We start from the raw sequence: 20,408 nt of genomic DNA on the forward strand, positions 1-20,408 counted from the left end.
GGGCCGGACGGCGCGCGAAATTGGGCAAAACGCGGCGCGGCCCGGCAACTTGCAGCGCGGCGCGCGCGGGAAATCGGCGCGCGGCCCTGGCTGTCAGGCTAGGATTCTACTGTATATTTATACAGCACGCTGGATGGCCGGCTGGCTGAGTCTCCGCCGCCGGTTGCCCCTATTTACGCGCCAGATCGCCCTGGTGCGCCGCGGCGCGCCACATGCCTTCGTAGGCCGCCTCGACGCCACGCGCGAAGCATTCGCCGTCCATGAGCGGCGAGTGCGCCATGCGTTCGCGCAGCGCCGCGCGCAGATTCGCGAGGCGCCGCAGGTCGTTTGCGAGACTCACCGCCGTTTCCACGAATGCGTCGTCGGAATCGGCGGCCAATTCGGGAAGGCCGAGATTCGCGAGCTGGCTCAAGCCCGCACGCCCCGCCACGGTCGGCCCGATCCGGGTGACGACGGGCACCCCCATCCACAACGCGTCGAGCGAGGTGGTATGGCCGTTGTACGGCAAGGTGTCGAGCCCGAGGTCGACCTCGTGATAGCTGCGCAGATAATCCGCGCGCGGCCGGAACGGCAGGAAGCGCACGCGCAACGGGTCGATGCCGGCCCGCGCCAGCCGCTGCGCGAGGCGGCGCCTCGCTTCGCCCTCGGCGGCCATGAGCACGAGGCGCGCCGCAGGCAAGCGCGCGAATACACGGGCCCACAGGTTCAGCGTCGTATCGGTGAGCTTGCACGGGTTGTTCAGGCTGCCGAACGTGACGTATCCCCCGCTCGATGCCGGCAGCGCATTCACTTCGGGTTCCGAAGCAAGCGGGGCATAACACCAGAACGTGTGCGGCAAACGCCACGACTTTTCGCTGTAGTGGCGATCGTGCGCAGGCGGATCGAGCCAGGGATCGGTGAGCCGCCAGTCCATCGCGCCGATTCCGGTCGTGCCGGGATAAGCAAGCCACGCGACTTGCACCGGCGCCGGCTTGCGCGCGAACAGCAAAGGCCGGCCATTGGACATGTGCATCGTGAGATCGACGAGGATATCGATGCCATCCGCGCGGATCTGGTCCGCCAGCGCCGCGTCGCGCAACGTCCGTACGTCGTGCCACTCGTCGACGTGCGCGGCAAGTCGCGCAGTCGTCGCATCGGGCCTGACCACGCTCGAATATGCGTGAATCTCAAAGCGCGTGCGGTCGTGGTGAGAGAACAGCGGCGTCATGAACAATGCCTGGCAATGCTCACGAAAATCGCTCGATACGTACCCGATGCGCAAGCGCCGTCCCGCGGCCGGTTCGACAGGCGCCTGCGTGCGCTGCACGCCAAGCGGTGCTTCGTGCTGCGCGGACCAGCGTCTCGCCTCGTCGAGAATCATCCACGGATCTTCGGCCTGGAAAGACAACGCATAAAGAAGATTGCTGTGCGCGATGAGGTTGCCGGGCTCGCTCGCCACGGCCCGGCGAAAGCATTCGATGCCTTCGTCCAGGTCCCCGCGGTCCTTGAGCACGTTGCCGAGATTGTTGAGCGTGGCCGAACGCGACGGATCGAAGTCGAGGGCCTGGCGCAAGAGCGCTTGCGCCTCGTCGAGGCTGCCGAGCGTGCGCATCAGGTTGGCGGCGTTGTTGAACGCGTCGACGAAATCCGGCCGGGCGCGGATAGCCGTTTCGTACGCTTCGCGTGCAGCCGCGTAATCGCCGAGATCGCGGCAGACATTCCCAAGGTTGTTCGCCGCTTCCGCATGCGCCGCGTCGAGCGCCAGCGCTCGGCGATATTGCGCTTCGGCCTCACGCAAACGGCCGCGCGCCTGCAACGCGACGCCGTAGTTGTAGGCCGCGTGCGCGATCTGCGGCTCGATGGCCACCGCGCGTTCGAGCAGGGGCAATGCCTCGTCCAGATGGTCGAGGCGCGTCAACAGCACCCCGAGGTTGATCATCGCGACAGCGCTTTCCGGCGCGGCCGCCAATGCGGAACGCAAGCTTTCGAGCGCCTCCTCGTCCTGCCCCGCTTCCTGCAGCAACGTGCCGAGGTTCGTCAATGCGTTGACATCGCCCGGCTGCAAGGCGAGCGCGCGGCGATAAGCGGCCTCGGCCTCGACGGATTCGCCCAGCAGACGCAGGCAATTGCCGAGGTTGTTCCAGGCGTCGGCGCGGTTCGCCTCGCGCTCCAGCGCCGCCCGCCACGCTGCCACCGCTTCGACCAGCGCACCCTGCGCCTGCAGCGCCGAGCCGAGCCCGAACCAGAGATCGGCGGACGACGCGTCGTCCGTCAGCAGAGCGCGATAGACCTGCGCCGCTTCGGCATGGCGTGCTGCCATGGCATACGCCTGTCCCAACGCTTCGCGATAGCGCCGCTGACCGGGCTCGACGGCGAGCGCGCGCTGCAACCAGCCGATCGCATCACCCGGCGCGCCTTCCTGCAAACCGATCACGCCGAGGCGCAACATCGCACCCGCGTGCGCTGCGTCGGCTTCGAGCAGTTGCATGTACAAATTTCGCGCGCGCGGCAGGTCGCCGGCGAAATGGCGCTCACTGGCGCGCTCGTAAAGGGAGTCGTTCTGCATCGGGCTCACTGGAATTCGTGCAACGAAGTCGTTACCAAACCTTATTCGATCTTAACGGCAGTTTCTTTCGAAACCTTCACAGCCGTTCTGCTACCAACTATTGAGCACATTCATCGCACACGAAAAACCTTTCCTTCAAACTCGAAAGGCAGGCGGACATGCGGCGACACGCGATGCGCGACGCATCCGGCCGCGCGCCGCCACTCAGCTTCGACAGGAGCCCGACGATGAACAAGACGATGCAAGCCGCGGTAGTCCGCGCATTTGGCAAACCCCTCGTGCTGGAGGAAGTGACCGTCCCCGCTCCGGGGCCAGGCGAGCTGCTCGTGAAAATCGAAGCGTGCGGCGTGTGCCACACGGACCTGCACGCCGCGCACGGCGACTGGCCCGTGAAGCCGCAGCCGCCGTTCATTCCCGGTCACGAGGGCGTCGGCTATGTCGTGGGTGTGGGCGCGGGCGTCACGCACGTGAAGGAAGGCGATCGCGTGGGCATTCCGTGGCTCTACTCGGCATGCGGCCATTGCGAACATTGCCTCGGCGGCTGGGAAACGCTTTGCGAGCAGCAGCAGAACACCGGCTATTCGGTCAACGGCGGGTTCGCGCAATACGCGAAAGCCGACGCGACTTACGTCGGTTTGCTGCCGAAAAATATCGACTTCATCGAAATCGCACCCGTGCTCTGCGCCGGCGTGACCGTCTACAAGGGCCTGAAAGTCACCGACACGCGCCCTGGCAACTGGGTCGCGATTTCCGGCGTGGGCGGCCTCGGCCACATGGCCGTGCAATACGCGCGCGCGATGGGGCTCAACGTCGCTGCCGTCGATGTCGACGATACGAAACTCGAACTGGCGAAACGCCTCGGCGCGACCGTGACGGTCAACGCGAAAACCACTGATCCCGCTGCGTATCTGAAGAAGGAAATTGGCGGCGCGCACGGCGTGCTCGTGACCGCGGTCTCCCCCGTTGCGTTTTCGCAGGCGCTCGGCATGGTGCGCCGGGGCGGCACGGTGTCGCTGAATGGGCTGCCGCCCGGCGACTTCCCGCTGCCGATCTTCGACATGGTGCTGGGCGGCGTGACGGTGCGCGGCTCGATCGTCGGCACGCGGCTCGATCTCGAAGAGTCGCTGATGTTCGCGCAGGAAGGCAAGGTCAAGGCGACCGTCTCCACGGAAAAACTGGAGAACATCAACGACGTGTTCGCGCGCATGGAGCGCGGCGCGATCGAAGGCCGCGTCGTGCTCGATATGGCGGGCTGAGCGGCGCGCGGCCGCTCAATGAAAAACGCGCCGGACACCGCTGCAAAGCGAGGTCCGGCGCGTCAACGAATCGCCGCAACGATTGCGGCAGAAACACGGGCTCAGTCGGCGACGTCCACGCCCTTCAGCAGCTTCACCTCAGGCGGCTCCGTCACCCACGCACCAATCTTCGCGCGGTACGCCACGAAGTGCGCGCTATCGCGATGCGCCTGCACCGCGGCGTCGTCGACATAGGTTTCGTAAAGGTAAAAGCCCGGTGCGCCATCGGCGCGGCGCAGCAGGTCGTAGCGCAAATTGCCCGGCTCCTTGCGCGTATGCGAAACCATATCGCGCATCAGCGCCTCCACGTCGGCGACGTGCTCGGACTTCGGCGTGATGCTCGCGAATAGATAGACGGTCATCGGTATTCCCTCATCGTCAACGGTTGAACCGGTCGGCAAATTTCAGCCGACCTTGTAGCGCTCGAGCCAGTGCGCGTACGGCGCGGGCAAGGTCCACGCGGCGCGTTCGACACCGAGTTCCTGAGCCGCGAAATACGGCCAGTGCGGATTCGCGAGATGCGCGCGCCCGACCATCACGACGTCGAGTTGCTCCTTCGCCACCGAGCGCTCGGCCAGTTCCGGCGTGCCGATACCCCATGCCGACGACACCGGCAGACCGCTTGCGCGACGCACCTTTTGTGCGATCGGCGCAAGGAACGCGGGCGCCCACGGAATCTGCGCGGCGGGCGTCGAGAAACCGACGCTCACACCCAGCATGTCGAGGCCTTCGCGCTTGAAGCCCTTGGCCAGTTCGATCGATTCGGCAAGCGTTTCCTCGTCGCGGCCATCGTACTCGATCACGCCAAAGCGCGCCGTCAGCGGCAGATGCTCCGGCCAGACCTTGCGCACCGCGGCCAGCGTTTCCAGCAGGAATCGGCTGCGGTTTTCAAGGCTGCCGCCGTAGATATCGTCGCGCTGGTTCGAATGCGTCGAGAAAAAGCTCTGGCCGAGATAGCCGTGCGCAAAGTGCAGTTCGAGCCATTCGAAGCCGGCTTCGAGCGCGCGCTTCGCCGCGGCCACGAAGTCCTCGCGCACACGTGCAATGTCGTCGATCGTCATCGCCTTCGGCACCTTCGGCAAATGCGCGCCGAACGCCGTTGCCGAGGGCGCGATGGTCTGCCAGCCGCGCGCATCGCCTTCGGCGATGTGGTCGTCGCCTTCCCACGGGCGGTTCGCGCTCGCCTTGCGGCCCGCGTGCGCAATCTGGATGCCGGGCACGGCGCCCGCCGCCTTGATCGCCGCGACGGTCGGCTTGAACGCTTCCATCTGCGCGTCGTTCCACAGGCCCGTGCAACCCGGCGTAATGCGGCCTTCGGGCGAAACCGCCGTCGCCTCGACGATCACGAGGCCCGCGCCGCCCCGCGCGATCTGCGCGTAGTGGACGTGGTGCCAGTCGTTGATCACGCCATCGACGGCCATGTACTGGCACATCGGCGGCACGGCGATGCGGTTGCGCAGGGACACGCCCTTGAGCTTGAACGGTTCGAACAATGCGGACATCTACAGCTCCTTTCTTGGCACAGGTCGCGCGTCGCGCGGCATCTGCGCCGGTTGGCAAAAACGGGATTTCCTTGCGGCAACGCGCAGCCGCACACGCGCTGCGAGCGCGCCTCGCAGCGTTGCCGAAAGGAAATCGAGGGAAGCGAACGCGCTCGCCAAGACGCGCGCGTTCGCGCAACTTCAAGCGCGGCGCAGCGCCGCGAGCAAGGCTTCGGCCACCGGCTCCGACGAAGCCGGGTTCTGGCCCGTGATGAGCAGGCCATCGGTTGCGACGTGCGGCTGCCAGTCGGCGGCCTTTGAGTATTGGCCGCCATTGGCCTTCAGCATGTCTTCTACGAGGAACGGCACGACGTCCGTCAACTGCACGGCGGCTTCTTCGTCATTCGAAAAACCGGTGACCGACTTGCCGGCCACGAGCGGCTTGCCGTCGGCCCCCTTTACGTGACGCAGCACGCCCGGCGCATGGCAGACGGCAGCGACAGGCTTGCCCGCGTCGATCGTCTTTTCGATCAGCGCGATCGAAACCGGATCTTCTGCCAGATCCCAAAGCGGGCCGTGGCCGCCCGGGTAGAACACGGCGTCGAATGCGCTCGCGTCGATATCGGCGAGACGCTGCGTATTGGCAAGCGCCGCTTGCGCCTCGGTGTCGGACGCGAAACGCCGTGTCGCATCGGTCTGCGCCGAGGGATCGCTGCTCTTCGGATCGAGCGGCGGCTGGCCGCCCTTGGGCGATGCGAGCGTGAGCGCAGCGCCAGCGTCGCGCAACGCGTAGTACGGCGCGGCGAATTCCTCGAGCCAGAAGCCGGTCTTCTTGCCCGTGTTGCCGAGGTCCTCGTGCGAGGTCAAAACGATCAGTACCTTCATCGGCGTTCCTTTTTGGGTGAGGTTCGGGCGCTCGCACGCCCTTCGGAAACCGGTATTCATGCATTATTAGACCGGTCGTCTAGTACTTCCGCACACAACGCGACAGTCGCGCGCACGTCGTGCGCCGCCGCAGCTTTCCGTTCGATTAGTTGCGCGGAGGCAGGTTCAACAGGATGCGCGTGGTCGCCATGGCCGCGTCGAGCGGCTTGCGGTCACGGTGGATCTTCTCGAGCAGCGTGGCGCCGAGCCACAGTTCGTAGAGCGTCACCGCCATGGTCGCAGCGTCGTTCACGTCCGCCAGCGAGCCATCCACACGCCCTGCTTCGAGACACGCGGCAATGCGCGAGATCGTCGCATCGGTGCCGAGACGCAGGGCCTCACGCATCGCCTCGGAAAGGTCGCTCACCTCCGCGCCCAGCTTCGCCGCGAGACACTTGCCTACTGGATCGTCGGCGCACTGGATCAAGCGCCAGTCGTCCCAGTAGCGCATCAGCTTCTCCGCCGCCGTGCCCGGCGCGCGCACCAGCAGATCGTCGAGACGCTCCGCATACTCGGCGAAATAGGACGTGAGCAAGGCTTCGCCGAACGCTTCCTTCGAGCCAAAATAGTGATAGAACGACCCTTTAGGCACACCGGCGGCCGCGAGGATCTCATTGAGACCGACTGCGGAAAAGCCCTTGCCCAGCAAAATGGGCATGGCGGTATCGAGGATGTGTTGCCGCACTTCGACGGCTGCCGCTGCATTCATGAGACGACATGGTACAGAGCGATTAGACCAGTCGTCTAGTAATCTCCCATGATGAGTAATGGCATTGCATCGCCCCCAGCAACCAGGCAACCAGGCAACCAGGTAACCAGAAAGAGGCAACCCATGACGTCACGCACCCTGCTCTGTTACGGCGATTCCAATACTCACGGCACGAAGCCGCTGACCGTGCCCGGCGTGTCCGAGCGATTCGGCCCCACCGACCGCTGGCCCGGCGTGCTGCGCGACGCGCTCGGGCCGGGCTGGACGATCATCGAGGAAGGCCTGCCCGCGCGCACCACGGTTCACGACGATCCCATCGAAGGCCGGCACAAGAACGGCCTCGCCTATCTGCGCCCGTGCCTTGAAAGCCAGTTGCCCGTCGATGTGGTCGCGCTGATGCTCGGCACCAACGACCTCAAGACACGCTTTTCCGTCACGCCGACCGACATTGCGAACTCGGTGGACGTGCTGCTCGAAACGCTCGTCGCTTGCCGCGCGGGTCCGGCCGGCTTGACGCCGCACGTGCTGCTCATGGCGCCGGCGCCGATCGAAGAGATTGGCTTCCTCGGCGAGATCTTCACGGGCGGCGCCGCGAAATCGCGCCTGCTTGCCCCGCTCTACGAGCGCGTGGCCGTGAAGTACGGCTCGGCGTTTCTCGACGCCGGCGAATTCGCCACCGTCAGCCCCACCGACGGCATTCACTACGAAGCCTCGCAACACCACCAACTCGGCAAGGCCGTCGCGGAAATCGTGCGCCAGCGCTTCGGCGCATAAACGCCTGTCAGGCCGCAAAAAGAAAAACGCCGCCGGGCCCGAAGGCCTGGCGGCGTTTCCATTTGCGCTTCACCCGAAGCGAGCGAAGCGCAAGTCCAGCAACGATGAACGCTTAACGCGACATCATGTTCATGCTGACGTTGTGCATGACCCACAGAGTACCGACGACCACGATCAGGACCGTCAACACCGTAAAGCCAAATGCCGTCACGTTCCAGCGCTGGCCCGACGACGTGTTCATGTGCAGGAAGAACACGAGGTGAACCACGATCTGCACGACTGCCAGAACGGCGAGGCCGAGCAGCGCGGTTTCGCGCGAAAAGCCGCCATGCAGCACGAGCCAGAACGAAGCGGCCGTGAGCACCACCGCCAGGACGAAACCAACCACGTAGCTGCCTACGCTGCCGTGGCTTTCTTCTTCATGGATAGGATGAGCACTCATTTAGATCACGCTCGCAAGATAAACAAAGGAGAACACGCAGATCCAGACGATGTCCAGAAAGTGCCAGAAAAGGCTAAGGCACGTCAGGCGGCGAATTTCACGCTCGCCCAGAACCGGCGCCTTCAAGGCCTGAACCATCAGGACGACCATCCAGATCATGCCCATCGTCACGTGGATACCGTGGGTGGCAACCAGCGTGAAGAACGACGAGAGGAACGCGCTGCGTTGCGGACCGTTGCCCTCCGCGATCATGTTCGCGAATTCGTGCAGTTCGAAATACAGGAACGTTGCGCCGAGCAGGAAGGTGATCGCCAGCCAGAAGAACACTTGACCCTTGCGCTGCTTGTGCGCGCCGATCATCGCGAAACCGTACGTGATGGACGACAGCAGCAGCACTGCCGTTTCCATCGCGACGCCATTGATGTCGAACAGGTCCTTGCCCGTCGGGCCGCCTGCGAACTGGTTCTGCATCACGGCGAACACTGCGAACAGCGAGCCGAACAGAATACAGTCCGTCATCAGGTACAGCCAGAAGCCGAACACCGAGTGTGACGGCGGGTGATCGTGGTGATCGTGCTCCGCGAGTGCGGCCGCACTAGTTTTCGTCAACATCAGTTGGCCTCCAGTGCTGCTTCAACCTTGCCACGGCGTTGCTTGTCTTCGAACGCCTTGACCAGTGCGCGGCTACGCGCTTCTTCGTCTGCCCGGACCTTGGCGGCCGGGATGTAATAGCCTTCGTTCTTCTGGAAGCTGTAGGCGATGGCCGTGCCGACAATGCCGACGAAGCCAACGATCATGAGCCACCAGATGTGCCAGATGCCAGCGAAGCCGAGCACCAGGCTGAAGAAACCGATGAACACACCTGCGCTCGTGTTCGAGGGCATGTGGATGTCGGTGTACTTCGTGTTCGCGACGTCCACGGTTTCGCGGCCGGTTTCCTTCAGGTGCGCAAACTCGTCGAGCTCGCTCACGTGCGGAATGATCGCGAAGTTATACGACGGCGGCGGCGACGAGATCGCCCACTCCAGCGTACGGCCACCCCACGGATCGCCCGTCAGGTCGCGGTTTTCCGGCAGGTTGCGGTCGCGGATCGACACGTACAGCTGCAGCAGCTGGTGCGCGATACCGAGTGCCACGAGCACGGCGCCAACCCACGCGATGATCATCCACGGATGCCACGCCGGATTGTCGTAGTGGTTCAGACGGCGGGTTGCGCCCATGAAGCCCAGCACGTACAGCGGCGTGAAGGCAACGTAGAAGCCCGAGAGCCACAGCCAGAACGCGCGCTTGCCGAGCTTTTCGTTGAGCTTGAAGCCGAACGCCTTCGGGAACCAGTAGTTGAAGCCGGCGAGGTAGCCGAACAGCACGCCGCCGATGATCACGTTGTGGAAGTGAGCAATCAGGAACAGCGAGTTGTGCAGCACGAAGTCCGCGCCCGGGATCGCCATCATCACGCCGGTCATGCCGCCGATGGTGAAGGTGACCATGAAGCCGATCGTCCACAGCACCGGCGAGGTGAACTCGAGGCGGCCGCGGTAGATCGTGAACAGCCAGTTGAAGATCTTCACGCCCGTCGGGATCGCGATGATCATCGTCATGATGCCGAAGAACGCGTTGACGTTCGCGCCCGAACCCATCGTGAAGAAGTGGTGCAGCCACACGAGGAACGAGAGCACCATGATCGAGCAGGTCGCGTAGACCATGGTCTTGTAGCCGAACAGCGGCTTCTTCGCGTAGGTCGCGACGACTTCCGAGAAAATACCGAACGCCGGCAGGATCAGGATGTACACCTCGGGGTGACCCCAGGCCCAGATCAGGTTCAGGTACAGCATGGCGTTGCCGCCGCCGTCATTCGTGAAGAAGTGCGTGCCGATGTAGCGGTCGAGGCCGAGCAGCGCGAGCGTCACGGTCAGGATCGGGAACGCGGCCATGATCAGCACGTTCGTGCACAGCGCCGTCCACGTGAACACCGGCATCTTCATCATCGTCATGCCGGGGGCACGCATCTTGATGATGGTGACGAAGAAGTTCACGCCGGTCAGCAGCGTGCCGACACCCGAGATCTGCAGCGCCCACAGGTAGTAATCGACCCCTACCCCCGGACTGTACGCAAGCTCCGAAAGCGGCGGATACGCGAGCCAGCCGGTCTGCGCGAACTCACCCACGACGAGCGAGATCATCAGCAGGATGGCGCCGACTGCGGTCATCCAGAACGACAGCGAGTTCAGGAACGGGAACGCGACGTCGCGTGCGCCGATCTGCAGCGGCACGATGATGTTCATCAGGCCGACCATGAAGGCCATGGCCATGAAGAAGATCATGATCACGCCGTGAGCCGTGAAGATCTGGTCGTAGTGGTGCGGCGGGAGGTAGCCCGGCGCGTTGTACGCGAGCGCGAGCTGGGTACGCATCATGATCGCGTCGGCGAAGCCGCGCAGCAGCATGATGAGGGCGAGCACGATGTACATCACGCCCAGACGCTTGTGGTCGACGCTCGTCAGCCACTCCGTCCAAAGATATTTCCACTTACCGAGGTAAGTGATGCCACCGAGCACGAATGCGCCGATGACTGCCATACCGATCATCGTCCCGAGAATAATCGGCTCGTGATACGGAATGGCGTCCAGTGTAAGTTTTCCGAACATGCCTGGTTTACCCCTTGGTCACGCACGACGGGTCACTGAAGTTCGTGACGTGGCCGTTGTTGTACTTCGCGATGATGTTGTTGAAGAGCTTCGGGTCGACCGTCGAGAAGTACTCGACCGGAGCCTTCTCGCTCGGCTGTGCGACCGTCGCGTATTGATCCATGGAAAGCTGCGTCTGCGACGCCTTCACCTTCTGGACCCACGCGTCGAAGTCTTGCTGGCTCGTGGCGAGGGTGCGGAACTTCATGTCCGAGAAGCCCTTGCCGCTGAAGTTCGCCGAAAGGCCGGCGTAGTCGCCAGCGTGGTCGGCGATCAGGTGCAGGCGCGTCTGCATGCCAGCCATCGCATAAACCTGGGTGCCAAGCTGCGGGATGAAGAACGAGTTCATCACCGAATCCGACGTGATGCTGAAATTCACCGGCGTGCCAACGGGCACGGCCAGCTGGTTCACCGTCGCGATACCGAGATCCGGGTAGATGAACAGCCACTTCCAGTCGAGCGCCACAACTTCGACGTTGATCGGCTTGACGTTCGATTCGAGCGGCTTGTAGGGGTCGAGCTCGTGCGTGGTGTTCCACGTGAGCACGCCGAGGAACAGAATGATCAGCGTCGGGATGGTCCAGACGACGATTTCGATCGCCGTCGAGTGCGACCACTTCGGCGCGTAGGTGGCGCTACGGTTCGACGCGCGATAGCGGTACGCAAACCACAGCGTCAGGACGATCACAGGGATCACCACGATCAGCATGGCCCATGTGGAGGTAGCGATCAGCTGCTTTTCCGCCACGCCCACACTTCCCTTGGGGTCAAGGAGCTCCATGTTGCATCCGGAAAGACACAAGGCCAATCCGGCGCTGACGGGAAGCAGTAACCTTTGAAAGGTCGTTCGTTTCATCACGTTTGCCTGAATTTCATTCATTGAATAGTTCCGGACGCGTCCCCTGACATCCGACAAAGGAAGCGCGCCCGCATCATACAGCCGCTTTGATATTTCGCAATCAATGAATGTGGAAAATGACCTTTGTCAAAAGGCGATTGAGACACTTTGTCGCATGTGTTCGCGAGGTTTGTCGCGCCTCGGAAACACACGCACGTCGCGCCCCGCTCTGCCCTTGACAGCGGGCCGCCGCGGCTACTTTTCGAATCTCAAAATTCGAAAACCCTTGGACGCAACAACGCGCCGCAGCGCCGGGAGGCGATGCGGCGCGTTGGTTGCGCCGTCAATCTTCAGTGATCACGTCGGCGAGTGCGAAGCACGAACGTCCGTGCCTGCACGCACTGCGTCAGCAGGCGCTCCTTCGTCGACGGGTTGCTTGCTGCGACCGGCCTGGCTGACGAGGTTCGCCGCCGAGAGCTCGATCGCGTCGGTCATCGGCTTCGGGTAGAGGCCGATTGCGAGCACAAACGCTGCGAGCGAAGCGAAGATCAGCGTTTCGCGGCGGCCGATGTCGGCCAGCTTCGCAACGCCCTTGTTCGCCACAGCGCCGAAGATCACGCGCTTGTACATCCACAGGGTGTACGCAGCGCTCAGAATGACGGTCGTCGCGGCGATCGCGCCGACCCAGAAGTTCACGCGGATCGCGCCCATGATGACCATGAACTCGCCCACGAAGCCCGACGTGCCCGGCAGGCCGAGGTTGGCCATGCAGAACAGCATCATGAAGGTGGCGTAGCGCGGCATCACGTTGACGACGCCGCCGTAAGCCGAGATCGTGCGCGTTTTCGTGCGATCGAACAGCACGCCGATCGAGAGCAGCATGGCGCCCGAGACGAAGCCGTACGAGATCATCTGCACGATCGCGCCTTCGGTGCCGATCTGGTTGAAGAGGAACAGGCCGAGCGTGACGAGGCCCATGTGGGCGACCGTCGAGTACGCAAGCAGCTTGGTCATGTCGGTCTGCGCGAGCGCGAGCAGGCTGGAGTAGACCACGGCCACGAGCGAGAGCGTGATGATGGCCGGCGCGAAGAAGTGTGCAGCGTCGGGCGTGATCGGCAGCGTGAAGCGCAGGAAGCCGTAGCCGCCGAGCTTCAGCATGGCCAGCATCACGGTCGCGCCGGTCGGCGCTTCGAGGTGGACGTCGGGCAGCCAGGTGTGGAACGGCCACATCGGGACCTTCACCGCGAAGGCCGCGAAGAAGCCGATGAATACGAGGATCTGCGGGATGAAACCGAGCGTGAGGCTGTGCCACACCGACATGTCGAAGGTGTGCGACTGGCTGTAGAGGTACAGCATCGACACCAGCATCAGCAGCGAGCCGGCGAGCGAGAAGAAGAAGAACTTGACCGCGGCGTAGGTGCGGCGGGCATTGCCCCACGTGCCGATCAGCAGGTACAGCGGGATCAGCGTGGCTTCGAAGAACACGAAGAACAGCATGCCGTCGGTCGCGGCGAAGGTGCCGACCATCAGGCCCGAGAGAATCAGGAACGCGCCGAAGTACTGGGCGACGCGCACCGTGATCGATTCCCACGAGGCGATCACGATCACGAGCGTCGTGAACGCGGTGAGCACTACGAGCCACATCGAAATGCCATCGATTCCGAGTCGCCACGCCACGCCGAACTCAGGCAGCCAGTCGCGGAATTCGACGAACTGCATGCCGGCCGCGTGGTTGTCGAAGCCGGAGATGAGCGGGAGGGTCAGCAGCAGACCGACGACGGCGCCAACGAGCGACAGCCAGCGGGCACGCTGCGGGTGACGATCCGACCCGAGGCGCAGCACGGCCACGCCGAACAGGATGGGAATCCAGATCGCCAGACTCAGGAATGGAACGGATTGCATTTCAACAGGACCTCAAAAATGCGGAGCAAATAGCTTCCACGGCGCACGTTCAGGTGCGCAAGCAACTTGAAAGATTGACGCGGGGTGAAAATCGAACCAGGCTGGCTGTAATGTATTTGTCAGCGACGAGGCGAAATGCAACACACGTTCAAGGGTTAACGAGGGTAAACGGAATACGGAAGTTTTGCAGCGCAACAACACGGGCCGGATCCACGATTGACGCAAGTCATTGTTTTTATTCAAAAACGTACTAAGAGAAAAAACAACAAATGGCTTGTTACCGCACATTTTTGACCGCGCAAACAGCGGTTTCGACCTCCGGGGCGCCGTGACGCGCGGCAGGCCGTCACGCTGCGCGGCCAGAATAATACCTTACTTGTTTCTTTCGGTTCAATGACTTATGCATCGGAGCATGGCGCCCGGCGGCCTCTAGAACATGTGCCAGGCCCACCCGCGCGCCCTTGCGCGGTGCAAAAAAAAGCCCCGGCCTTCATGGGGCCGGGGCCAACTCTCACGTTGCGCCAGAACACTGGAACACGCATGGCCGGCACTTTAGCGACTTGTATCCTCGAAATTAAGGGCGCTGGCTGGAACAGTCCCTTCCCGACTGCGCGAGATCATCCTGTTCCCGTCAATTCTTTCGCAAATGATAATCATTTGCATTTAGACGAAATCTGTCCCAGAATACAGCCCATGCCGGACGACCCGGCGCCACCCGAATGATTTGTGCGGGACCGGAGGCTCCATGAACTACACCGCCCCTTTCGCGAGAAATGACACGCTGATCGACGACACCTTCGTCCATCATCCCGACACCGCCGAGCAGACCGTCCTGCGCGCGGTGCGCACCTGGCTGCGCCCGCACTGCGACGCCTACGCCAAGGCCGAAAGCTGGCGCGGCGTGCTCGCCGATGCGGGGCTCGGTGCGGAAGGCTTCGGCTATTTCGATCTGCTGATGGGCACCCTGTGCCGCGCCTCGTGCCGCCCGCTCGACACACGCTGCCGCTGCGCCTCCGAACTCGCGAAGGACGAAGGCTCGCTGCTGCAGGTGATCGCGCTTCTGCAGTCCACGCGCAGCGAGGCCGCCGTGCAACTGCTCAACGACTGGCTGCCGACGCCGAGCGTAAGCGGCATGCTCAAGACCGCGCGCTGGTTCGCCATCGCGCTGCTCGACGCGGGAGTGCGGTTGAGCGACCGCTCGCGCCGCGTCACCTACATGCACTGACACAGGCACTGACTGGCCTGCACGGCATGAATCAATCCCGCTTGCCTGAACGCTCACGCAGATAACGCCGCACGGCACGCGCCATCTTTGGATACTGCTCGCCGGGCACGGCGAACAACACGAGCGCGCTGCAGAAAAGAAACGTGCCGCGATAGCCGAACGCCTGCACGAGCATGCCCGAAAGCACGCCCGACAGTATCGAGCCGAGCCGCGACGCGTTGAAAAACAGCGCGGTTGCCCGCCCCGGCGACGACGGCATCAGATCCTGCACGAACGTCATGCCGAGACACGACGTGACGGCCACCACGAAGGCGTTGAGGATCTGCATCGGGATCAACGCGTGCACGCCCGGCGCCAGCGACATGGCGACGAAGTAGACGGCATGCACCACAGCGCACGCGGCCAGCCACCATGGCTTGTCCAGCACCGAGGCGCGCGCGCCGAGCGCGAGCATCATCGGTATCTCCATGAGCGCGCCGAGGCCGAGCATGATCGACACGTCGATGCGCGTGCCCTGCAGGCCATGCACGATGTAGAGCGGCAGCACGATCATCGTCGCGTTGGCGGCCAGCCCGATGAGTGTGAGCGCAACGATCGCGCGCATGATGTCTTTCTGCGAACCCTCCGCGGCGGGCACCGGCGCGCGCGCAGCTTTGGCCTTCGCTTTTGCCGTTGCCGCCGCCGGAAACGTTGCGGGGTCGCGTGGCGCACCTGGCTGCACTTCGGCCTGCGTGAGCGGCTGGCCCTCGTACTGCGCCGCGCTTTGCGCATCGATCTTCTGCGCGACTTCGCCGGAGGTGGGACGCGCCATCAGATGTTGTGTGGCGTGTTCGTCGTGGCGCGGCTCGCGCATGCGCCAGACGATCGTGCCGCAAGCGGCGAAGCTCGCCGCCGCGAACAGGAAGAGCCCGTAGAAGTTCGTGGCGGCCAGCACGAGCGCGCCGACCGCGGGCCCGAACACCCACGCGGCGGACAGGATCGTGCGCAACGTCGCGCTCGCGAAGGTCCGCTCGGCGTCGTCGCGCGCGGGCAGCGCCGCGCGGCTGAACGAGAACACGAGTGAGAGCGCGCAACCGCCCGCGCCGATGAACGCAATGCCCACGAGCAGCAGAAGCCGGTAATCGCGCACGACGCACAAGCAGAGATAGCCGAGCGTGGCGGCACTCAGCGAGACGAGCAGCAGGGTTCGGTGCTTGCCGGTGGCGTCGCTCCAGCGGCCCGCTGCCGTGCTCGCGATGACGCCGCTCGTAGCGATGGCGGTCATGAACACGCCGAGCCGGAACGGTGTCATGCCGGCGCGCTCGACGCCGAACAGCGAGAGATAAGGTGCTGTGAAGGACATCGCGACGCCGAGCATCAGGGTGGCGCCGGCGAGTGGCAGGAAACCAGGAATACGCAGAAGACCGGCAAAGCGCGAGTTTTTGAGCACGGCGCGGCGGGTAATGGCGAGAAGGGAGTTGGCCGTGCACGCGCGGTAACACGACGGCCATATCGACGGCGATTATCGGGCCGAACTCCCACACTGTGCAAGGTTGAGCCCGCAGCGATCAACATCTGGGTGCGCTATCCACAACTTTGGGGGACAGCCTTGTGCGTAACCCTGGGACGACTGCACCAAGTGCTTGATGCGATTCGGATTGTGCGCAGCGTTGCCGTTTGTTGCAGCGGCGGCGTTTTGGGGGGAAACGCGCGGAGGGTTTTCCACAGATTTTGTTGAGAGACCTGTTAGCAAGTTCGGGACATCCGCATCAAGCCATTGAATGGAAACGGGAAGCTCGCAAACGACATGAAAAATGCATGTTTTTTGCGCAGGAAAGTTGTCCACAGTTTTTGGTGACAAACCTGTTGATAACCGCCTGGCGAGCGCGCCAACTCATTGATCGGATAGAGAGTTCGTCGCTTGTGTCGCGGTTGCATCAATTTGCGCTCCGGATGGGCAGCCGGGGCTCCGGCGCAAACGTTTCGCGACGGCCACTGCCGTCTCTTCCCCGATTGCATCAAGACGCGCAGCGCTCAGGCCAGGTCGAGTGCCGCCGTAAGATCGCCCGGCGGCGTTTGCTCCCGTGAGAGGAACGTCTGATCGCGCGCGGCCACGCCGTCGAGCGGGGCGAGCCCATGCACGCGGCTGATGAAGCGAAGGATCGAGACCGTGTCGTAGAACGTGTGATCGACGTAGCCCTTCTTGGCGAACGGCGCGATCACGAGCGCCGGGATGCGCGAGCCCGGACCCCAGCGGTCGCCCAAGGGCGGCGCGACCGGGTCCCACCAGCCGCCGTTCTCGTCGTGCGTCACGACGATCATCGTGTTCGCCCATTGCGGGCCCCGCTGGATGTGCTCGATCACGGTCGCGATGTGGCGGTCGCCCGATTCGACGTCCGCATAGCCGGCGTGCATGTTCAGGTTGCCCTGCGGCTTGTAGAACGTCACGGCAGGCAAGCGCCCTGCGTCGATGTCCGCGAGCAGACGGTTGGTCGACGGATCGTCGCCGAGGCCCGCATCGCGCAGGTGACGCGCGCGCGCGGCCGTGCCCGGCGCGAAGTTGGCAAAGTAGTTGAACGGCTGGTGGTGATACTGGAAGTCCGGCACCGCGCCTGTGTCCTGATGGTCCAGCGCGTACTGCCAGGCGCCGCTGTACCAGGCCCAGTCGACGCCCTTCGCCGAGAGCCGGTCGCCAATCGTCGCATAGGTCTGCGGGCGCAGCACGCGCGGATTGGCCGGATCAGCGAGCGCCGGGTTGCCGTCTTCCGACGGGCGCACGTTGCTCGGCTGATACGGCGGCGCCATCGTGTTGACGGCGTAGCCGTCGGGCGTGAAGAGGCCGTCGTTCACGAACTTCGGCGGCCCGTCGAGCGCCGAGGCCGGCGAGTTCGGCGCGAGCTTCAGGCGCGTGCCGGTGGGATCGTCGCCCTCCACGACGGAGGCGAGATGCTTGGCGGCGCTCGTCTGGATATCGGGGTATTGCGGCACCTGCGCCGAGATCAGGAAGATGTGGTTGAGCCAAGAGCCGCCAAACGCGGCCATGAAGAAGTTGTCGCAGAGCGTGTACTGCTGCGCGATATTCCAGAGCCGCAGCGTCTGCGCGGAGTTCTCGTAAAAGCCCATGACGAGGCCGCCCGAATCGCCCCACGCGGCGAACTGGTCGTTGCGCCCCGCATTGATCTGCATCTGGTTCTGATAGAAACGATGGATCAGGTCCCGCGTGATGATGCCGTTCGGCAGCGGATTGCCGTGCGTATCGACGATACGGAACGGACGGTTGGACAGACCCGTGATCTGATGCTCCGCGATCATGTAGCGCTTGCCATCCAGCTCCTGCGCCTGGGGCACGAGACCGCCCCAGATCTTCGGCAGCTGCCGCAACGGCGTCTTGCCGTCGCGATCGAGTTGCGCGTAGCGCTCGGCGCTCACATTCGCGAGCGGCGTTTGCACGCCGGGATAGTTGCCGTACAGGTTGACGAAGCTGCGATTCTCCGCGTAGATCACGACGATCTGGCGCACCTGGTCGCGCAACGCGGCATCGACGCGCGCGTCCGCGGCGCTGCGCGGCGCGCCCGCCGCGCTCTGCGCCGGCGTCTCGCAGCCGCCGAGCGCGAGGCCCACGCCAACCGCCGCCAGCCCGCCGAGCACACGGCGGCGCGCGGGATCGTCCGGACCGGCGGGAATGGAAGGTTCTTCGGGACGCCCGTTCTTTGGTTCGTCGTTCTGCTTCATCAGCCTGCCTCCGGTGCCATGCCCGTCAGGGCGAGTCGAGGGGACGCGCATTGCGCGCGGCGTACCGCGAATATTACGCAGCAGGATACCGGTTCAGCGGGTGGCATAGCAAAAAGGGAGCGCGCAAGCGCTGCACCGGAGGAGGCCTTTTAGCCGCCGCGCGGCATACGCGGTGCGCTTGCGGCGCCGTGCGGCTGGGCTTGCGCGAGCGTTTGCGCGGGACGCGGTTCGCTCGCGTGCCCCTCATGCGCGGCGCGCGGGGCGCTGGGCAACGTCGTGCGCTCGTGGCGCGGCACATCGCCTTCGTCGGTCCAGAGCGGATCGGGAATCTCACCGAAGACCTGGCGCAGCCGCTCGCCCCACGTCGAATGGATCATCTGGAAATACGCATTCGACTGATCGAGCGACGCATATCGCGTGACACGGAGCGCGTCACGCTCGTACACGAGCAGGTCGAGCGGCAGGCCGACCGAGAGATTCGAGCGCAGCGTCGAGTCCATGGAGATGAGCGCGCACTTCGCGGCCTCGTCGAGCGGCGTGCCCGGCGTCAGGACGCGATCGATGATCGGCTTGCCGTACTTCGACTCGCCGATCTGGAAATACGGATTGACGCTCGACGTCTCGATGAAATTGCCGGCCGCGTAGATCTGGAACAGCCGCATGGCATGGCCGCCGATCTGGCCGCCGAGAATGAAACTGCAGTTGAAGTCGACGTTGAAGGTCTTGAGCGCTTCCGCGTCGCGCCGGTGCACCTCGCGTACGGCTTCGCCCACCACGCGCGCAGCCTCGACCATGGAAGGCGCGTTCCAGAGCGTGGCGCGCCCCGCGTCCTGCGGCTCGGTCAGCACCTGCAGCGTCGCCTGCGTGATGGCCAGATTGCCCGCGACGAGCAGCACAAGCACACGCTCGCCGGCCTCTTCGAACACGGCCATCTTGCGCGACGTGCTGACGTGATCGACACCCGCATTCGTGCGCGTGTCCGCGAGAAACACGAGCCCCTCATCCACTGCCATTGCCACACAGTACGTCATGCGCCTCCCTGACCTCGCCGCTCTTTTTGTTATAGCGGCAAAACTATTGCTGCGACTGTTGCGCGCTCACGTGCACGCTGACATCGAGCGTTTCACCGGCGCCGCCCACGCGGCGGCCGCGAACCGGCGCGGCTGCGTCATAGTCGCGCCCCACCGCGATCCGGCAATATTTTTCGCTTGCGAAACACGCGTGCGTGACGTCCACCGTCACCCAGCCGTTGTCGAGCCACACGTCGACCCATGCGTGGCTCGCCATTTCGGGCACGTCGCCGGGGTCGAGATAGCCGCTCACGTAGCGCGCCGGTACGCCGCGCGCGCGGCAAACCGCCAGCATCACGTGCGCGTGGTCCTGACACACGCCACGGCCTAGCGCAAGCGCATCCGCCGCGGTGTGCGTCACATCCGTGACGCCGGGCTCGTAGCGCACGCGCTCCGTGATGCGCGAGGCCGCGTCGAGTATGGCCGCAGTGTCGTCCAGCGACGGCAGGCTGAACGCGAATTCCGTGAGTGCCTCGTCGGCTTCGGTGAGCCGCGTCGGCGAAGTGAAATGGTGCGTCGGCACCATACCCTCGCCTTCGGGCAGCCGGCCGTCGGGCAGCGCCACGGTCTCGACTTCGCCGCGCACGCGCAGACGAATTTCCCGATGCGGACGCGTGAGCACCAGCGTCATCAGCGCGTTGCCATAGGCGTCGCGGCACGCGTCGAGCTTGCCCGGCGCCTCGACCTGCCATTGCTTGACGATCTGCGTGGGCGTGGTGAGCGGCGACAGCCGCAACTGCTGGATCGAATAGTGCACGGGCGCCTCGTAGCGGTACACCGTGTCGTGCCGGACCGAGAGTTGCATGAC

17 protein-coding genes are annotated in these 20,408 nt (G+C 64.1%); 3 read left to right on the top strand and 14 right to left on the bottom strand.

Features of this window, described 5'->3' with window-relative positions; genetic code table 11:
* Positions 1–169: 169 nt before the first annotated feature.
* A complete protein-coding gene (locus M3I53_RS09240; protein WP_254315636.1) occupies positions 170–2,545 on the bottom strand; it encodes a tetratricopeptide repeat protein in 2,376 nt (791 codons plus the stop codon).
* A 227-nt stretch (positions 2,546–2,772) separates the two neighbouring features.
* Here M3I53_RS09240 and adhP point away from each other — a divergent pair, with 227 nt between their 5' ends.
* Positions 2,773–3,801, top strand: a complete 1,029-nt coding sequence (gene adhP, locus M3I53_RS09245) for an alcohol dehydrogenase AdhP (RefSeq protein WP_254315637.1) — start codon at positions 2,773–2,775, stop codon at positions 3,799–3,801.
* A gap of 101 nt (positions 3,802–3,902) precedes the next feature.
* Here adhP and M3I53_RS09250 read toward each other — a convergent pair whose 3' ends face one another.
* The 4 genes from M3I53_RS09250 to M3I53_RS09265 form a co-directional block, all read right to left on the bottom strand.
* Entirely contained in the window at positions 3,903–4,202 is a 300-nt protein-coding gene (locus M3I53_RS09250; RefSeq protein WP_254315638.1) for a putative quinol monooxygenase, read from the bottom strand.
* Between the two features lie 42 nt (positions 4,203–4,244).
* Entirely contained in the window at positions 4,245–5,342 is a 1,098-nt protein-coding gene (locus M3I53_RS09255; protein ID WP_254315639.1) for an NADH:flavin oxidoreductase/NADH oxidase, read from the bottom strand.
* Between the two features lie 180 nt (positions 5,343–5,522).
* Positions 5,523–6,206, bottom strand: a complete 684-nt coding sequence (locus M3I53_RS09260; protein ID WP_254315640.1) for a type 1 glutamine amidotransferase domain-containing protein — start codon at positions 6,204–6,206, stop codon at positions 5,523–5,525.
* A 145-nt stretch (positions 6,207–6,351) separates the two neighbouring features.
* On the bottom strand, positions 6,352–6,954 hold the full coding sequence (locus M3I53_RS09265) for a TetR/AcrR family transcriptional regulator (protein WP_254315641.1): 603 nt from the start codon (positions 6,952–6,954) through the stop codon (positions 6,352–6,354).
* A 123-nt stretch (positions 6,955–7,077) separates the two neighbouring features.
* Between M3I53_RS09265 and M3I53_RS09270 the strand changes: the two genes are divergently transcribed.
* Entirely contained in the window at positions 7,078–7,728 is a 651-nt protein-coding gene (locus M3I53_RS09270; protein WP_254315642.1) for an SGNH/GDSL hydrolase family protein, read from the top strand.
* Between the two features lie 112 nt (positions 7,729–7,840).
* Here the strand turns inward: M3I53_RS09270 and cyoD are convergent, their stop codons facing one another.
* From cyoD to M3I53_RS09295, 5 genes are all read right to left on the bottom strand, one after another.
* A complete protein-coding gene (gene cyoD / locus M3I53_RS09275) occupies positions 7,841–8,170 on the bottom strand; it encodes a cytochrome o ubiquinol oxidase subunit IV (protein ID WP_254315643.1) in 330 nt (109 codons plus the stop codon).
* Complete coding sequence (cyoC, locus tag M3I53_RS09280; RefSeq protein WP_254315644.1) at positions 8,171–8,782, bottom strand: cytochrome o ubiquinol oxidase subunit III; 612 nt, start codon at positions 8,780–8,782, stop codon at positions 8,171–8,173.
* The gene (cyoB, locus tag M3I53_RS09285; RefSeq protein ID WP_254315645.1) at positions 8,782–10,815 is read right to left on the bottom strand and encodes a cytochrome o ubiquinol oxidase subunit I; all 2,034 of its coding nucleotides are present in this window, start codon (positions 10,813–10,815) and stop codon (positions 8,782–8,784) included. The genes cyoC and cyoB overlap by 1 nt, the downstream gene beginning before the upstream one ends.
* A 7-nt stretch (positions 10,816–10,822) precedes the next feature.
* On the bottom strand, positions 10,823–11,710 hold the full coding sequence (gene cyoA / locus M3I53_RS09290) for a ubiquinol oxidase subunit II (protein WP_254315646.1): 888 nt from the start codon (positions 11,708–11,710) through the stop codon (positions 10,823–10,825).
* A gap of 339 nt (positions 11,711–12,049) precedes the next feature.
* Complete coding sequence (locus tag M3I53_RS09295; RefSeq protein ID WP_254315647.1) at positions 12,050–13,594, bottom strand: NADH-quinone oxidoreductase subunit M; 1,545 nt, start codon at positions 13,592–13,594, stop codon at positions 12,050–12,052.
* A gap of 745 nt (positions 13,595–14,339) precedes the next feature.
* Here M3I53_RS09295 and M3I53_RS09300 point away from each other — a divergent pair.
* On the top strand, positions 14,340–14,819 hold the full coding sequence (locus M3I53_RS09300; RefSeq protein ID WP_254315648.1) for a hypothetical protein: 480 nt from the start codon (positions 14,340–14,342) through the stop codon (positions 14,817–14,819).
* A gap of 31 nt (positions 14,820–14,850) precedes the next feature.
* Here M3I53_RS09300 and M3I53_RS09305 read toward each other — a convergent pair whose 3' ends face one another.
* From M3I53_RS09305 to M3I53_RS09320, 4 genes are all read right to left on the bottom strand, one after another.
* A complete protein-coding gene (locus M3I53_RS09305) occupies positions 14,851–16,248 on the bottom strand; it encodes a sugar efflux transporter (RefSeq protein ID WP_254315649.1) in 1,398 nt (465 codons plus the stop codon).
* A 584-nt stretch (positions 16,249–16,832) separates the two neighbouring features.
* Positions 16,833–18,530, bottom strand: coding sequence for an acid phosphatase (locus tag M3I53_RS09310; protein WP_254315650.1), 1,698 nt, complete (start codon positions 18,528–18,530; stop codon positions 16,833–16,835).
* A gap of 149 nt (positions 18,531–18,679) precedes the next feature.
* A complete protein-coding gene (locus M3I53_RS09315; RefSeq protein WP_254315651.1) occupies positions 18,680–19,561 on the bottom strand; it encodes a proteasome-type protease in 882 nt (293 codons plus the stop codon).
* 43 nt (positions 19,562–19,604) lie between these two features.
* Positions 19,605–20,405, bottom strand: coding sequence for a transglutaminase family protein (locus M3I53_RS09320; protein WP_254315652.1), 801 nt, complete (start codon positions 20,403–20,405; stop codon positions 19,605–19,607).
* Positions 20,406–20,408: the final 3 nt, after the last annotated feature.

This window comes from Paraburkholderia sp. CNPSo 3272, assembly GCF_024206495.1.
Lineage (GTDB): Bacteria > Pseudomonadota > Gammaproteobacteria > Burkholderiales > Burkholderiaceae > Paraburkholderia.

Bases quoted from the DNA above. Each gene is read 5' to 3' on its own strand.
- M3I53_RS09270 (WP_254315642.1), top strand. From the start codon at position 7,078: ATGACGTCACGCACCCTGCTCTGTTACGGCGATTCCAATACTCACGGC.
- M3I53_RS09300 (WP_254315648.1), top strand. From the start codon at position 14,340: ATGAACTACACCGCCCCTTTCGCGAGAAATGACACGCTGATCGACGAC.
- M3I53_RS09265 (WP_254315641.1), bottom strand. From the start codon at position 6,954: ATGAATGCAGCGGCAGCCGTCGAAGTGCGGCAACACATCCTCGATACC.
- M3I53_RS09310 (WP_254315650.1), bottom strand. From the start codon at position 18,530: ATGAAGCAGAACGACGAACCAAAGAACGGGCGTCCCGAAGAACCTTCC.
- cyoC (WP_254315644.1), bottom strand. From the start codon at position 8,782: ATGTTGACGAAAACTAGTGCGGCCGCACTCGCGGAGCACGATCACCAC.
- M3I53_RS09250 (WP_254315638.1), bottom strand. From the start codon at position 4,202: ATGACCGTCTATCTATTCGCGAGCATCACGCCGAAGTCCGAGCACGTC.
- M3I53_RS09255 (WP_254315639.1), bottom strand. From the start codon at position 5,342: ATGTCCGCATTGTTCGAACCGTTCAAGCTCAAGGGCGTGTCCCTGCGC.
- cyoD (WP_254315643.1), bottom strand. From the start codon at position 8,170: ATGAGTGCTCATCCTATCCATGAAGAAGAAAGCCACGGCAGCGTAGGC.
- M3I53_RS09320 (WP_254315652.1), bottom strand. From the start codon at position 20,405: ATGCAACTCTCGGTCCGGCACGACACGGTGTACCGCTACGAGGCGCCC.
- adhP (WP_254315637.1), top strand. From the start codon at position 2,773: ATGAACAAGACGATGCAAGCCGCGGTAGTCCGCGCATTTGGCAAACCC.
- M3I53_RS09295 (WP_254315647.1), bottom strand. From the start codon at position 13,594: ATGCAATCCGTTCCATTCCTGAGTCTGGCGATCTGGATTCCCATCCTG.
- cyoA (WP_254315646.1), bottom strand. From the start codon at position 11,710: ATGAAACGAACGACCTTTCAAAGGTTACTGCTTCCCGTCAGCGCCGGA.
- M3I53_RS09260 (WP_254315640.1), bottom strand. From the start codon at position 6,206: ATGAAGGTACTGATCGTTTTGACCTCGCACGAGGACCTCGGCAACACG.
- M3I53_RS09315 (WP_254315651.1), bottom strand. From the start codon at position 19,561: ATGACGTACTGTGTGGCAATGGCAGTGGATGAGGGGCTCGTGTTTCTC.
- M3I53_RS09240 (WP_254315636.1), bottom strand. From the start codon at position 2,545: ATGCAGAACGACTCCCTTTACGAGCGCGCCAGTGAGCGCCATTTCGCC.
- cyoB (WP_254315645.1), bottom strand. From the start codon at position 10,815: ATGTTCGGAAAACTTACACTGGACGCCATTCCGTATCACGAGCCGATT.